This is a genomic window from Mycobacterium gordonae, assembly GCF_001417955.2.
Lineage (GTDB): Bacteria > Actinomycetota > Actinomycetes > Mycobacteriales > Mycobacteriaceae > Mycobacterium > Mycobacterium gordonae_B.
On sequence record NZ_LKTM01000223.1, the window covers coordinates 164,518 to 178,592 of the forward strand.

At 66.5% G+C, this 14,075-nt stretch carries 16 protein-coding genes; 9 read left to right on the forward strand and 7 right to left on the reverse strand.

Translation table 11 applies throughout. The features are described 5' to 3' along the window. Positions 1 to 33: 33 nt before the first annotated feature. Positions 34 to 279 carry a hypothetical protein gene (locus AO501_RS37295; RefSeq protein ID WP_156452619.1) on the reverse strand — a complete coding sequence of 82 codons (246 nt, stop codon included), beginning with the start codon at positions 277 to 279 and terminating at the stop codon, positions 34 to 36. A gap of 68 nt (positions 280 to 347) precedes the next feature. Between AO501_RS37295 and AO501_RS16940 the strand changes: the two genes are divergently transcribed. Beyond that, complete coding sequence (locus AO501_RS16940; protein WP_055578797.1) at positions 348 to 1,307, forward strand: DNA polymerase domain-containing protein; 960 nt, start codon at positions 348 to 350, stop codon at positions 1,305 to 1,307. A 3-nt stretch (positions 1,308 to 1,310) separates the two neighbouring features. On the opposite strand, the gene AO501_RS16945 is transcribed toward AO501_RS16940, so the two are convergent. After that, the gene (locus AO501_RS16945) at positions 1,311 to 1,679 is read right to left on the reverse strand and encodes a nuclear transport factor 2 family protein (protein WP_055578798.1); all 369 of its coding nucleotides are present in this window, start codon (positions 1,677 to 1,679) and stop codon (positions 1,311 to 1,313) included. Then, positions 1,666 to 2,373 (reverse strand): SDR family NAD(P)-dependent oxidoreductase, encoded by a 708-nt coding sequence (locus AO501_RS16950; protein WP_055578799.1) that lies wholly within the window; start codon positions 2,371 to 2,373, stop codon positions 1,666 to 1,668. Before AO501_RS16950 ends, AO501_RS16945 begins: the two co-directional genes overlap by 14 nt. A gap of 84 nt (positions 2,374 to 2,457) precedes the next feature. Between AO501_RS16950 and AO501_RS16955 the strand changes: the two genes are divergently transcribed. After that, on the forward strand, positions 2,458 to 3,399 hold the full coding sequence (locus tag AO501_RS16955; RefSeq protein ID WP_055578800.1) for a carbohydrate kinase family protein: 942 nt from the start codon (positions 2,458 to 2,460) through the stop codon (positions 3,397 to 3,399). Here AO501_RS16955 and AO501_RS16960 read toward each other — a convergent pair. Then, positions 3,378 to 4,622 (reverse strand): hypothetical protein, encoded by a 1,245-nt coding sequence (locus AO501_RS16960; protein WP_371934973.1) that lies wholly within the window; start codon positions 4,620 to 4,622, stop codon positions 3,378 to 3,380. The genes AO501_RS16955 and AO501_RS16960 overlap by 22 nt on opposite strands. 280 nt (positions 4,623 to 4,902) lie before the next feature. Between AO501_RS16960 and AO501_RS16965 the strand changes: the two genes are divergently transcribed. The 3 genes from AO501_RS16965 (at position 4,903) to AO501_RS16975 (ending at position 7,625) form a co-directional block, all read left to right on the forward strand. Beyond that, complete coding sequence (locus tag AO501_RS16965) at positions 4,903 to 5,763, forward strand: 1-acyl-sn-glycerol-3-phosphate acyltransferase (RefSeq protein ID WP_231752517.1); 861 nt, start codon at positions 4,903 to 4,905, stop codon at positions 5,761 to 5,763. A gap of 84 nt (positions 5,764 to 5,847) precedes the next feature. Further along, positions 5,848 to 7,287: an amidase gene (locus AO501_RS16970; RefSeq protein ID WP_055578802.1), complete on the forward strand. Its 1,440-nt coding sequence runs from the start codon at positions 5,848 to 5,850 to the stop codon at positions 7,285 to 7,287. A 38-nt stretch (positions 7,288 to 7,325) separates the two neighbouring features. Then, complete coding sequence (locus tag AO501_RS16975; protein WP_156452621.1) at positions 7,326 to 7,625, forward strand: hypothetical protein; 300 nt, start codon at positions 7,326 to 7,328, stop codon at positions 7,623 to 7,625. Here the strand turns inward: AO501_RS16975 and AO501_RS38155 are convergent. From AO501_RS38155 to AO501_RS16985, 3 genes are all read right to left on the reverse strand, one after another. Then, on the reverse strand, positions 7,619 to 7,795 hold the full coding sequence (locus AO501_RS38155; RefSeq protein ID WP_197419876.1) for a hypothetical protein: 177 nt from the start codon (positions 7,793 to 7,795) through the stop codon (positions 7,619 to 7,621). The genes AO501_RS16975 and AO501_RS38155 overlap by 7 nt on opposite strands. 88 nt (positions 7,796 to 7,883) lie before the next feature. Further along, positions 7,884 to 9,125: a cytochrome P450 gene (locus AO501_RS16980; RefSeq protein ID WP_055578904.1), complete on the reverse strand. Its 1,242-nt coding sequence runs from the start codon at positions 9,123 to 9,125 to the stop codon at positions 7,884 to 7,886. 323 nt (positions 9,126 to 9,448) lie between these two features. Beyond that, complete coding sequence (locus tag AO501_RS16985) at positions 9,449 to 9,652, reverse strand: cold-shock protein (protein WP_055578804.1); 204 nt, start codon at positions 9,650 to 9,652, stop codon at positions 9,449 to 9,451. A 326-nt stretch (positions 9,653 to 9,978) separates the two neighbouring features. Here AO501_RS16985 and AO501_RS16990 point away from each other — a divergent pair, with 326 nt between their 5' ends. The 4 genes from AO501_RS16990 (at position 9,979) to AO501_RS17005 (ending at position 14,075) form a co-directional block, all read left to right on the forward strand. Then, a complete protein-coding gene (locus tag AO501_RS16990) occupies positions 9,979 to 10,467 on the forward strand; it encodes a DUF5994 family protein (protein ID WP_063892879.1) in 489 nt (162 codons plus the stop codon). A gap of 62 nt (positions 10,468 to 10,529) precedes the next feature. Continuing rightward, on the forward strand, positions 10,530 to 11,876 hold the full coding sequence (locus tag AO501_RS16995; RefSeq protein WP_055578806.1) for a cytochrome P450: 1,347 nt from the start codon (positions 10,530 to 10,532) through the stop codon (positions 11,874 to 11,876). Beyond that, a complete protein-coding gene (locus AO501_RS17000) occupies positions 11,873 to 12,886 on the forward strand; it encodes a 1-aminocyclopropane-1-carboxylate deaminase/D-cysteine desulfhydrase (RefSeq protein ID WP_055578807.1) in 1,014 nt (337 codons plus the stop codon). The genes AO501_RS16995 and AO501_RS17000 overlap by 4 nt, the downstream gene beginning before the upstream one ends. A 10-nt stretch (positions 12,887 to 12,896) precedes the next feature. Beyond that, entirely contained in the window at positions 12,897 to 14,075 is a 1,179-nt protein-coding gene (locus AO501_RS17005) for an acyl-CoA dehydrogenase family protein (protein ID WP_055578808.1), read from the forward strand.

Sequence of the window (14,075 nt, forward strand, 5' to 3'; positions counted from 1 at the left end):
CCACGAAACCGGTTGCGGCGGGAACGGTTCAGGTCAGTGGCGTTGCCAGGGCGGATGCGGATTGGGGATGCAGACGCCCCGTACGCATCCCAGCACGCCCCGAACCGGTGGCGGAGTCGCTTTGGGCGGCGGCTGGCATCCGGTCGCCGGACAGGGCGGGTCGCCGGGCCCGTAGTCCGCGTGGGCCGGCGGCACGGCCAGCAACGACCCTGCGGTCAGCGCTGCTGCGACGAACACCTTGGCTGCGATCATCTGACTCTGCCCTCGAACGAACTGCATGCAAGGTCAACGATAGCGCGCGGTGCGCGGTTCGGAGCCGACCGAGACCCAGCGCATAGGCTTTGCATATGAGCGCCGGGGAGCAGCGCGGGGGAGTCGATCTGACCAACTTGGATCAGCCGCTGAGTCCCGATGCCGGCGCGACCAAACGTGATCTGGTGGACTACCTGGACGCGGTGGCCGACCGGATGGTGCCCGGATTGGCCGGCCGGCCACTCACCGTGCTTCGGGTGTTGCGCGGTCGGGCGCCCTTCATGCAGAAGAACGTCCCCAAGTACACCCCGGACTGGGTGCGCACCGTTTCCATCTGGGCGGAGGCATCTCACCGCGAGGTGCATTACCCCGTGTGCGACGACCGGCGGACGCTGCTCTGGCTCGCCAACCAGCGTGCTGTCGAGTACCACCCCGCGCTGGGGTTGGCCGACGACATCTATCGGCCGACACACCTGGTGCTCGATCTGGACCCGCCGGCCGACGGCGACTTCGCCGCGGTGGTCAAGGTGGCCCACCAGGTGCGTCAGGCATTGCAGGATTGCGGTCTGGCCGGCGCGGTCAAAACCAGCGGTGCCAAGGGCGTACATGTGTTCGTTCCGATCGACGACCACGCAGCCTCCGACGATGTCGCAGCGGCCACCCGGGCGCTGGCTGCTCGCGCCGAGGCGCTTGACCCGGGCTCGGCGACAACGGCTTTCATTGTGGAGGATCGCGAGGGCAAGGTGTTCGTCGACGCGACACGAGCCGGAGGCGCGACGGTCGCCGCTGCTTATAGTCCACGGTTGCGTGGGGGCACGCCGGTGTCGTTTCCGCTCGACTGGCCGGACCTGGATCGGGTGCACCCCATCGACTTCACGGTCCACACGGCGGTTGACGCCCTTGCCGGCCGCGATCCCTGGGCCGCATCGATGCCGGCGCCGCAGCGGCTGCCCAGCGACCTCATCGAGCAGGGCCACTTGATCCCGGTCGCCCGGGTCGCCGCGATGCACGAAGGCAAGCGACGCGCCCGTGCGCGCCGCGCGGAAAAGGGCTGAGCCTCAATCGGTTCGCGAGGCCTGGTAATAGGCGATGCGCCAGCCGTCGGCGCCTCGGGTCACCAGCACGCCGATCCGCACGCTGACGGTGTCCCGATCGGGAAACGAGAAGTCGGCGTGCAAATATCCCAGCACCGCGTCGGTAGCGACGGGCCGAGTTTCCAGGACACGGTAGGACACCGTCATGCCTGATGGTTGTCCGTCGTAGTACGCGTAGACACCTTGTCTGCCAACGCTATAGGGCCGCAGTCCCTGGAAGACCGCGTCCTCGGTGAACTGCTCGGCCACCCGGTCAGGCTGGTGGCTGTCGATGCCCGCCTTCCAGCGGTCCATCACCTCACCGACGATGCCTTCGAGTTCAGTGCCCGGCACTTTGGCCTCCGTCCACATGCAGGATCTCGCCGGTGACGAACGAGTTGCCTTCCAGGTACAGCACCGCGTCCACCACCTCGTCGATCTCACCCAGCCGCCCGAGTGGATGCATCTTAGCCAGCAGGTCGTGGGTCGACGGGGCGTGCATCGGTGTGCGAATGTTGCCGAGCGCCACGGCGTTGACTCGAATCCCCTTGTCGGCGTACTCGATTGCCAGTGCCTTGGTCGCCGCGTTGAGCCCGCCCTTGGTCAGCGACGCCAGCGCCGAGGGCACCGCGGAATTGGGATGATCGACCAGGCTGGTGGAGATATTCACCACGTGGCCGCCACCGCCACGGGTCAGCATCGCCGCGATCGCGGCGCGCGAAACCTCAAAGAAGCCACGGAGATTCACTCCGGTGACGGCGTCGTAGTCCTCGTCGGTGTATTCCGTGAACGGCTTGGGCACGAAGATCCCGGCATTGTTCACGACGGTGTCGACGCGACCGAACCGTTCCAGTGCCCCATCCACGATGCGGGCGCCCACTCCGGGCTGCGCCACGTCGCCGGCGACGGCGAGTACCAAGGGATCGGTGCTGTCTGCGATGCGACGCGAGTTGGCGACCACGGCGTAGCCGCGTCGGCGGTATCCCGCGACCAACGCGTCCCCGATTCCCTGCGAGGCGCCGGTGATGATGGCGACACGTTCGTCCATGAGCGGGTCCCTTTCTTACTCGGTGTCGTCGTCAACAACCATTAGGCTCCGGAGCATTCCGTCCGCAGCAGTGGAGGAGAGCACATGGTGATTCAGGTCGACATCGCAGCGGTCGGCGTCCACGTTCTCGACACGCATGTCCTTGGGGTCACCTCCATTCCCGACGGCTCCGACGGGCAGCTGGTCGAGGCCATCAAGATCTCCGCGGCCGGTACCGCGGCCGGCACGGCGGTGGTGCTCAGCCGCCTCGGGGCCCGGGTCCGCTGCTACGGAGCCGTCGGAACCGATGCCCTCGGTGACACGCTGCTCGGGTTGCTCGAGGGCCATGGCGTCGACGTCGCCGGCATTGCGCGCACCACGGCGAGCCAGACGTCGGCATCGGTCATCCCGGTGCGTCCCAACGGTGACCGTCCCGCCTGGCACTGCCCGGGCGCCAACGCCACCCTGACCCTGGATGCCCTTGACCTCGACGACATTGCCCGCGGCAGGCACCTGCATCTGGGTGGACCGGAATTTCTGGGCGGAGCTGCCGCCGCGACGCTGCTCAAGCGCGCCAAGGAGAGCGGGATGTCGACGTCGATGGACATCCTGGCCGGTGGCAATCCCGGCCTGCTGGCGTGGATCGCCGAGGCACTGCCGCACACCGATTATCTGCTGCCCAACGATGAGCAGGTGCTCGGCTTCACCGGCGCCACCGATTTGGAGAAAGGAGCCAGGGCGCTGTTGGAGGCCGGCGCCGGCTGCGTCGCGGTGACCCGGGGGGGTGCGGGCGCGCTCGTCGTGGCGGCCGAAGAAACGATTGCGGTGCCCGCGTACCCGGTCGACGTCGTCGACACCACTGGGTGCGGCGACGCGTTCTCGGCGGGGTTCATTCTGGGTCGGGCTCTGGGGCGCGACCTGGCTGAGTCGGCCCGGCTTGGATGCGCTACCGCTGCACAGGTTGCGGGCGGAGTGGGTACCGACGCGGGTTCTTACGACCTGGCGACGGTCGACGCTTTTGTGGCTCAGAACCAGGGGCCGGGGTAGCGGCCGTCGGTGTCGCGCACCAACAGGATCTCCCGGCAGTCCCCTTTCTGCTCGGGCGCGGTCTCGCCGCTGCACACCAGGGTCCAGCCGGATATGCGTCCGAACGGCCGGTCGGTCCAGTTCGTGGCAACCGGGTTGGTCTCCGGAAGCGCGAGCACGGAATGCGTGCCGGCCGAGTTGGTGATGTACAGGTGGTCACCGAAGAACGCGAGCTTCGAAATCGGTTGCTTCTTGGCCTCATCCCGAGCCGTGAGCAGATCCCAGTGCTGGGTGCGCAGATTCCACACCCCATAGCCGAACTGAGAACCGGCCGAGCCCCGCCCGTCGACGAAGAGCTTGCCGTCCGACAGGGTCGCTGCCAGGCCGCCGCCGGAAATCCGTTCGGTGTCACCGAATTTGACGAGAGTCCGCGATGTCAAGTCGTAGAACGCGGTCGACATCACCGGTGGGTTGTGCGAGTCCCAGTGCGTGATCTGCACGAGCTTGTCTGGCCCATCGGATAATTCAGCGTCGACTGTTGCCACGTCGTTGTCCTGGTAAACGGGTTCGCCAGTGGGCAACCGTAATTCAGCGCCCAGCGGGCCGCCGGGCACAGGATTGCGTTGGAAAGAGAGCACGTCCTGCCATACCCGGGCCTGCTCCGGGTCGTCCCAGCGGGAGGCCAGGTCGGTATTGGACAGGATTGTGGTTTTCGGAGGCGACGGTGACCCGTGCGTGTCGGTGAAAGCGTTGACCCACGCCACTCCGGTGGTGGTCGGCGCCAGCCGCCAGTCCTTGGCCGCGGCGAGCTTGAGCTCCGGTGCCGGCGGGAGTACCTCCCTGGTGGCCAGCGGCTGACTCGATTTAAGGTCGAACAAATAGGCCGTGGCCTTCACCGCGGCCGGCGCCTGGCCGGGGGTGGTGGTGGCGACGACATAGACGACCTTCATGTCACCGACGTTGTTGGACAGCGCACACATGGCGCCGGTGACCGTCTCGCCGGCGGCGACCATCGGCACCGCCGGCATGATCAAATCGGCGGTGTTGGGGTCCAGGACTTTAGGCCGGATATCTTCGAGCGCGGATTTGCTGGCCGAGAATTCGGTGGGGCAGCCAAAGTAGACGGTATCGCCGTAGGTCTTCCAATCTTTTGCCAGCGGGCTGATGTGTGGTGGTGCCGGCGCAACCGTATTGGGCGGCGGTTTGACGGTTGTGTGCGTGGTTTGCGCGGCAGGTGGCGTCACGGTCGCGGATGTGGAGCATCCAGCGAGGACCGCAGCAGCGGTCAGTGCGACCATTATGTGTTTGCCCGTTGATGCAAACAGCCTGTTCAGCACAGTCATCAGCGTTCCCCCCGCTAAGTCCGGTGTCCTTTGAGCCTAGAGGGGTGCGTTGCTAACTGCGACTTGAGTCAACTCCGCTCCGATCGAACAGGGTGGCGGCGACCGAGACGCTGGCGGCCAGAACCGCTGTGCGCTCACCCAATTGTGATGTGGGTCTCACTGATGCCGCATAATGGCCGCCGTGACTCCGAAGTCCGATTCTGGCCGGCCCGCCGCGGTCGAGCAGTTCGCCGATTCACTTCTCGATGCCGTGGAGCAGGTGGTCGACCCGGGCGGGGCGCGCCTGGATGCCGCTCTGAACGCATTGCGGCGCAACGTCATTGAATTCGTTCGCCGGTATCACCGGTTAGAGGTCGAGGTCGAAGCCGATACGTTGGACGATCCGGTGCTGTTCGTCGCCAATCACGGATTCGGCGGCGTTGTCGACCTCAACGTGATGGCCGTCAGCGCGGCCCTGGAAGACCTGGAACTCGAACGACCAGTCATTTTCCTGACGCACCAGCTGGCGTGGACGGTGGGTGTAGGGCCGATTGTCGAGCACCTGGGCGCCCGGCCGGCCAGTCGGGAAAGCGCCCACGAGGCGTTCGCCGACGGGCAGCACGTCGTCGTCTTTCCCGGAGGCGACTTGGACGCGGCGAAGAAGTTCACCGACCGCAATCAGATCGTATTCGGCGGCCGCAGCGGTTTCGCGCAGCTGGCGATGGATGAAGGAGTGCCCATCGTTCCCATCGTCACCGCCGGAGCCGGCGAGTCGTTGCTGGTGCTCTCCGATGGCGAAAGGCTCGCCCGCGCACTGCGCCTGGACAAGTTGCTGCGGGTGAAGGCGCTGCCAACCAGCCTGTCACTGCCCTGGGGGCTCAACACCGGAGCGGTGGGAATGCTGCCCTACCTTCCGCTGCCCACCAAGCTGCAGACCCGTGTTCTTCCCGCCATGGTCGCCGAACCGGAAGAGGACGCCCCGGCCTATGCCGAGCGCATCCACACCGCGATGCAGGACGCGCTCACCGAGATGACCGCGGGCCGGCGCCCGGTGATCGGCTGAGGCGCTTCGATCGAACATCCCGTCCGCGCTGATCCCAACGTCGGGCCGTACTGGGAACCGCGCCGTCGTGGTAGACCAAGGGTCATGACTGGTCTTGCCGAGCAAACCCGCTGGATGGACGCGACGGAGCAGGCGGGGCTGGTTGCCCGGGGTGAGGTCACCGCGGGCGAGTTGGTGGAAGCGGCGGTCGCACGCATCGAGCAGTCCGATGCGGCCCTGAATGCCGTGGTCATCGAATGGTTCGAGCACGCCCGGTCGGTTGCGGCCGACCCCGGTCTGCCGGACGGTCCCTTCCGTGGGGTGCCGTTTCTGCTCAAAGACCTCTACACCAGCTTTGCCGGTCAGACCCTGTCCAACGGCAACGTGGCGCTCAAGGAAGCGGGCAAGATCGACACCGCTGACACCACGCTGGTGTCTCGGTTCAAGGCGGCCGGCCTGGTCATCGCCGGCCGGACCAACAGCCCCGAAATGGGCAGTCTGCCGACCACGCAGCCGCTGGCCTGGGGGCCGACGCGCAATCCGTGGGCGCTGGACCGGACCCCGGGGGGTTCCAGTGGCGGGGCCGCCGCGGCGGTGGCGGTGGGGATGGTGCCATTTGCGAACGCTTCGGACGGCGGAGGCAGCATCCGCATTCCGGCGTCCTGTTGCGGGCTGGTGGGCCTCAAGCCGAGCCAGGGCCGCATCACCGTGGGGCCCAAGCGCGCCGAAGCGGGCCTGGGAGTGGAGTTGTGCGTCAGTCGCACGGTCCGCGACACGGCCGCGCTGCTGGACGCGGTGCACGGCCCGGGTGTCGGCGACACCGTCATAGCGCCGGCGCCGCCGCGGCCGTACCGCGACGAGGTGGGCGCCGACCCGGGCCGGTTGCATATCGGACTGCTGGACAGCCATCCGCGCGGCGGTTTCCTGCATGAGGACTGCGTTACTGCCGTGCGGGCGGCGGCGCTATTGGAGGACCTGGGCCACATCGTCGAGCCGGTCTGGCCGTCGTGCCTCGCTGATCCCACTCTGCAGCAGAAGTTCATGGCGCTGTGGGTCACCCAGATGGCCATGGCGGCGCGCGGTTTCGGCGAGACACTCGGCCGGGAGGTGACAGCCCAGGACATCGAGCCTGTCAACTGGGCGCTGATCGAGCGAGCCCGGCACGTGACGGCCGTGGAGTACGCCGCGGCGGAGAACGCGGTGTATGCCTTCCGTCGTTCGCTGCAGCAGTGGTGGGCCGATGGCTGGGATCTGTTGCTCACCCCGACGGTCGCTGAACCGCCATTGCCGCTGGCCGAGTTCGAGAATGATCCCGACCATGTGACCAGGCCGATGCGTCGTGGTGGCGAGTTCGCCGCATTCACGCCCCCTTTCAACATGAGCGGCCAGCCGGCGATCAGCCTGCCGCTGCACCGCAACCCCGATGGGCTTCCCATCGGGGTTCAGCTCGCTGCCGCATACGGCCGGGAGGACGTGTTGATTCGCGTTGCCGCGCAACTGGAGTCGGCGCACCCCTGGTCTCCCTACCGCCCGGTGATTCCGTGACGCGGGAAGAGAGAAGCGTCTCGCCCGATGGACGTTATGTGCTCTATGCCGACTCGTTCGAGGCGCGGGCCTTCCAGTGGGTGGACACACCCGAACTGCTAGACGCCACAACGGGCTCGACCGTGCTGAAGCTGACCGACGACTGTTGGCATTTGGATTCTGCGAGCTGGCGCAGCCGGTCGGTGCTGGAGATGCGGTTGCGCCATTTCCCCGATGGGGTGCCCTGCTACTCGGTGCTTGTCGACTGCGGGCAGCTCACCGCTTCGGTGGATGGAGTTGAAGCCCGTCCCCTGGACCAGGTGGACGGGCTTCTGCGGGACGCTCTGGCGGCTCAGTAGTAGCAGGTGTAGAAGGTCTGGCTCGCGTAGTCGTAGCAGGTGTAGCTGCCGGTGGGCGGCTGGTTGCCCGGCGCGGCGTCGGCGGGACCGGCGGCGCCCAGCGCGGCCAGGCCTAGGCCGGCTGCCATCAGGGACATGCCGGTGAGGGCGCGCATTTTGGTGGTGAACATTGTGCTTTCCTTTCGCTTGTGGTGCTGACAGCGAAAGAATCTGTCGGACGGCTCGACGATTTCTTGGCGGCTTCTTGGAGCCGAAGGGCTACAGGTCGAACGCGATCGGCAAACTCAGCGGCCCGCTCAGGCTCACCATCGGCTTCCACGGGGCCGGTCCGGTGATGCGGGGGTTGCGCAGCCGGCCCGTCAGCACGGTCAGCGCCTCGGCGAGTTCACGTCTGGCCAGATTGGCACCCAGGCAGTAGTGGATTCCACCGCCGAACGTCAGGATGGCCGGTGCCCCTTCGCGGGTGATGTCGACGCGGTCTGGCTCGTCGTACACCAACGGATCTCGGTTCGCCGCAGCGGTATTGACCAGAATCATGGTGCCGGCGGGAAAGAGGTAACCGTCGAGTTCGGCATCCTCGGTCACCAGTCGCAGCGTCCCGCACGCGATGGGGGAGTGGCGCATCGTTTCCTCCACGGCGCGCATGGCGAATTCGGGACGCTCCGCAAGCGACTCCCACTGGTCCGGGTGTGCGCACAGCACGTGGACCGAGGCCGCAAGCTGGTTCCTCGTGGTGTCGGTGCCCGCCAGCAACAATCCTCCCGCGAGCATGCGCAATTCGGCGGGATTGAGCCGGTCGCCGTCGTCCTCGGCGCGTATCAGATCGGACAGGAGGTCCTCGGTCAGGCTGTGACGGCGCCGGACCACCATCTCGTCGACATAGTCGTCGAGCTCTCCCCAGGCCCGCATCACGTCGGATTCGATCTCGCTGACGCCTGCGATGAAGCTGAAGGCCTTGAAGATCTCGTCGGCCCATTGCGAAAAACGTTGCCAGTCCTCGCGGGGCGCGCCGAGCAGCGCGCAGATGATCGGAACGGGGTAGGGACGGGCAAGGTCGGTGACCACATCGCAGTGGTTGGTTCCCGCACCTGCTTCGGCGACGCGATCGACGAGATCGTTCATCACCGCCACCATGGTGTCGTGCAGCCGTAGCGTCGCGCGAGGGGTGAAAGCCTTGGACGTCAGGCTGCGCAGGCGATGGTGCGCATCACCCTCGAGGCACAGCAGGCTGTTCATCACCTTGTCCCACAACGGTCCCGAAGTGATGCCCTGGACAACAAGATTCAAGCCCGGCGGGATCTGGAATCGGCTGTCGCGCAGCACTGCGCGCACAAGGTGATAGGAAAGCACCTCGGGCCCGAACGGCCCGAGCGCGATCGGCGCCTGCCGTTGCGCGGCCTGGATACGCGGGTAGACGGCGGCCGGAGTTTCGGTGGGTTCGTAGCACAGGGTCGGCAGGCCGGCGTCGAAAACGCTTGGGGCAGCGGCGCCGACGGTCATGATGGCCTGCGCGGCGCAACCAGCGGCCGGGCCCGCCCCGGATGGAATGCGCGATCGTTCATCGCCGGCCACCTGCCCACTGACGAAGTGCGGCTCCCGGACCCCAGACCGCCGGGACAACTGTCACATAATGTATGGCCGCGAAAGGCGGTTGTCAACGAAATGCGACCGCCTGGTCGGCAAATCACCGAACGTGAATCCCAGCGCGTGGCAAAACGCAATACACTTCTGGATGAGCGTATGGTCAGTTGTCGCCAGGGTGCCCAAATGAAACATGGGCCGACAGGACATCGCCTGCCAGCCCATGCGTGAAGGAGTGTCGCTTATATGACGGTCACTCCGGTGGCCTGCGGCCCCTTGGCGCCTTGGCCGATGTCGAATTGGACTCGTTGGTTCTCCTCGAGCGAACGGTAACCATTCCCGTTGATCTCGGAGTAGTGCACGAACACATCTCCAGTGTCTCCGTCGGGAGCGATGAATCCGAAGCCTTTATCGCTGTTGAACCATTTCACGGTCCCCTGTGCCATACTCTATCTTTTCTCTCAATCTGAACGGATGTCGAAAAACACCCCGGATCACACTAGCACGGCTTCGGCGTGACATCGGTTTTTCTGCTTGGGATTTCGTTCGGGGGCTGACTCCCGGGTGCGCTCGGGGTGTCGCAGTGCTATCGAATGCTCCTGTCTCCGTGATGATTTGATCATTGCGCTACGTGATTTCCACTGCCGTGTAGCATTGAGGTTGAGCGTTTGATTGATTGGTTTGATTTCTGTCGATCCTCACCCCAGCCACCGGTTGAATCCGAAAGAAGGATCGTCTTGAATTGCTTGTTGCCCCAGCAAGTTTGCCTGCGATGAATCGCGGACCGCACGGCCGGCGCCTGGCGAGCCCGGTCCGGCTCACCTTGTCGGCGGAGTTAGGCGCACCAGTGGACGGGGCATGGTGGCCCCACTCGGCCTCGATTGCGGGTGAGCTTCCCGAGCTGATCGAGGTTCTGTCGCCGAGACTGGGCCAGGTTGTCGCCATCAACGTCAATTGGACGTCCTTGGAGGCTTCGCCGGACCTGGACGCGGCCTTCGGCACGATGCCCGCTCTGCCCGGTGGGCTGCCCGCGCGCCAACGACTGATGGCAATCAGCGGTAGCCATGCCTGCGCGAACATCCTGGTGGTGCCGTGCAGAACCTCCGGGACTCTGGCCCTCATGCTGTTGCGCCAAGCCGCGAATCTTCCGATCACGCCATCTGAGGCGACCACGCAGACCTACCGGTCGGGCGATCACATCGTGCGCGCGGCGCGTGCCGAAAGTGAGTCGTTCGAGGGACGCCTGCGGACGGGGCCGTGAACCGCACGCAAGACTGAGGTACGGCTATTGACCCGATAGTTCCCGGCGTCGACGATCGAACGATGCAGCAGGAAATCGCGCCGACGCTGCCGCCGGGACCCCGGTTACCCGGCTGGGTGCTGGCAGCGCTGATGATGGGCCGCGGTCCCGCGGCGGTGGCCGCCTGCCATCGCCGCTATGGCAGCGTGTTCACGCTGCGGGTGGCACTGCTGGGCACCATGGTCTATCTGGCCGATCCGGCCGACATCAAAACGGTGTTCGCCGGCGACCCCGGCGTCTTCCACGCCGGCGAGGCCAACAAGATCTTGCGCGGGCTGCTGGGTGACAACTCGCTGCTCGTCATCGACGATGACATGCACCGGGAACGGCGACGGCTGATGCTGCCACCTTTCCACCGCGACGCGGTCGCCCGCCAATCCGAGTTGATGGCCGAGATTGCGGCGGACAATATCGCCGGCTGGCCGGTAGCGGAACCGTTTGCACTGGCGCCCAAGATGTCTGAGATTGCGCTCGAAATCATTCTGCGTACGGTGATCGGTGCCTCCGATCGGCACCGGCTCGCCGCGCTGCGCGCGATCATGCCCCCGCTGCTCAACCTCGGGCCCTGGGAGAGCATCGCGATCGCCAACCCGAAGCTGCTTCATCGTCGGCCTTGGCGAAGGCTGCGGCGGCACATCGCGGAGGCCGACCGCCTCCTCTACGCGGAGATCAAGGACCGCCGCACCGATGCGGACCTCGCGCACCGGACCGACACGCTTGCCATGTTGGTACGGGCCGACAGCGGGATGACGGACGGGGAATTGCGCGACCAGCTGATGACGCTGTTGGTGGCCGGCCACGACACCACCGCGACCGCGCTGTCCTGGGCGCTGGAGCGCCTGACCCGCCATCCCGACATCTTGGCGAAGACGGTGCGGGCGGCCGAGGCCAGCGCGGCCGGTGACCCGGCGGGAGACGAGTACCTGGACGCGGTGGCCAAGGAGACGTTGCGCATCCGTCCGGTGGTGTTCGATGTGGGCCGGGTGCTGACCGAACCGGTCGACCTGGCCGGTTACCGGCTGCCGGCGGGAGTGATGGTGGTCCCGGCAATGGGACTTGTCCACGCGAGCGCGGCTGTATATGCAAATCCGGAACGGTTCGACCCTGACCGGATGCTGAGGGCCACTCTGAGTCCCAGCACCTGGCTCCCGTTCGGCGGCGGCAACCGTCGTTGTCTTGGCGCCACCTTCGCCATGGTCGAATTCCGGGTCGTGCTGCGCGAAATCCTGCGCCGTGTCGAGTTGAGTACGACCGGCGACGCCGGCGAACGCCAGAAGCTCAAGCACGTCATCCTCGTTCCGCATCTCGGCGCCCGGGTCAGCGTCCGCGCGCACAAGCCTGTGGGTCAGCCGGCCGCGATGCACCGGTGACCACCTACCTTCACGAGCGCTTCCCCGAGCTGCGTCGGACATTGCACCGCGTCTACCTCGGTGACGGGCCGACACCGGTGCGCCCGCTGTCTGGTTTGACGACCGCCGGCCCGGCGCTCTGGATCAAGGACGACGGCGCCTACGGCAACGGGGGCTGGGGCGGAAACAAAGTACGCAAGCTGGAGTGGCTGCTTCCGGAGGCGAAAAGACTTGGCCGACAGACGATCCTGACTTTCGGCGGTCTCGGTACCAACTGGGGGCTGGCGACGGCACTCTACGCCCGCGATGTCGGTCTGCGCACCGCGCTCGCGCTCATCGATCAGCCGGTCGACGAACATGTCGCGGCTCAGCTCACGCGCTTGCGCGCCTCCGGCGCCGACATCTATCTGACCCACAGCAAGTCTCGTACGGTCGCGGCCGTGCCGTTCCTTTATGCGCGGCACCGCCGCCCTTACGTGCTGCCCGCCGGGGGGTCCTCACCCGTGGGTGTTCTGGGTTACGTCGAGGCTGCGCTGGAAATCGCCGCGCAAGTGGATAAGGGCCTGCTGCCGGCGCCGGGGTCCGTTGTCGTCGCAGTCGGATCGGGCGGCACCGTCGCCGGTCTGCATCTCGGCCTCGCGCTGGCCGGCCTCAACACCACCCGCGTGATCGGCGTCGTCGTGAACGACACACTGCGCCTGAGTCATCGCTCGATCACCGCCCTTGCGCGCCGCGCCGCCCGCCTACTGGACAAGCGCGGCGCGCGCCTGACCGATGTCACCCTGCCCGCGGAGCGCCTGCTGCTGCTGCGCGACTGGCTCGGTCAGGGCTACGGCCACCCGACGGCTCAGGGCACGGCGGCACTACAGCTCGCCCACGAGAAAGAGGGTCTGGAACTCGAGCCCGTCTATACCGCCAAAGCGGTGGCGGCACTGCTGGACCTGCACACCGGCGGCCGGATACCCGACGGACCGGCGCTCTATCTCCACACGAACGGGCCACGCTGCCAGGCGGCACGCGAAACGGGTTAATGTCGCGGTTGTGGAGTTCGAGCTCGACGACGAGCAGCGGGCGTGGCTGGCGGACGTGCGGCAGTTCCTCCGGGACAACGTCACCCCCGCGCTGCGTGCCGAGATGGCCGAGCATGACCTCGAGTTCCAGGGCGGCGAGCTGACCGCGTTCCGCCGCAAGATCGGCGAACGCGGCTGGTTCGGGCTGAACTGGCCACGCGAATACGGCGGGCTCGGGCTGACCGCGATGCACCAGCACCTGTTGATGAGTGAATTCGAGTACTGGGGTGTGCCCGGCCCGGATCTCACGGTCACGTCGGTGGCGCCGATGATCATGCGGCATGGCACCGAACAGAACAAGGCGGAGTTCCTCCCGCCCATCGCCAGGGGGGAAATCGTCTGTGCTGTGGGGTATTCCGAGCCCAGTGCCGGGACGGATCTGGCCAGTCTGCGTACCCGGGCCGTTCGCGACGGCGACGAATGGGTGATCAACGGGTCCAAGATCTGGAATAGCGGTGCTCAGCGCTGCACACACGAATGGCTATGCGTGCGAACCGATCCCGACGCGAAGAAGCACCGCGGCATCTCGGTGATCATGGTGCCCGTCGACACGCCCGGCGTCGAGGTCCGACCGTTGTACGCGTGGTCGGGCTACCGCACCAACGAAACGTTTTTCCGCGACGTGCGGGTACCGGCCGGCAACCTCGTCGGTGAGGTGAACAAAGGCTGGACCTACATCACCGGGGCGCTGGACCTGGAGCGCGGAGCGTTGACCAACGCGGGCGATCTGCGGCGGGCGCTGGACGAGTTGGTGTCGCTGGCGGGCCGCCCGCTTCGCGACGGCTCGGTACCGGTCCACCAACCCGCCTTCCGTCGCCGCCTGGCCCAGGCCGAGGCCGACGTCGAAGCCGCCACGTTGATGGGGTACGAGGCGGCGTCCCTGCTCGACAGCGGACAGATACCTTCGATCGAGGTGAGTGTGGAGAAGATCTTCACCAGCGAACTGCGCCAGCGCATCGCGGATCTGGCGCTCGATCTGCTCGGACCGGACGGGCTGCTGGCACACCGCAGCGCCGCCGCGCCGCTGGGTGGGTTCTTCGAGCGCCTCTACCGGGTGTCGCCACTGATGCGCTTCGGTGGTGGCGCCAACGAGGTGTTGCGGGATGTGATCGCCCAGCGTGGCTACGGCATGCCGTCCTACGGCCGGTGA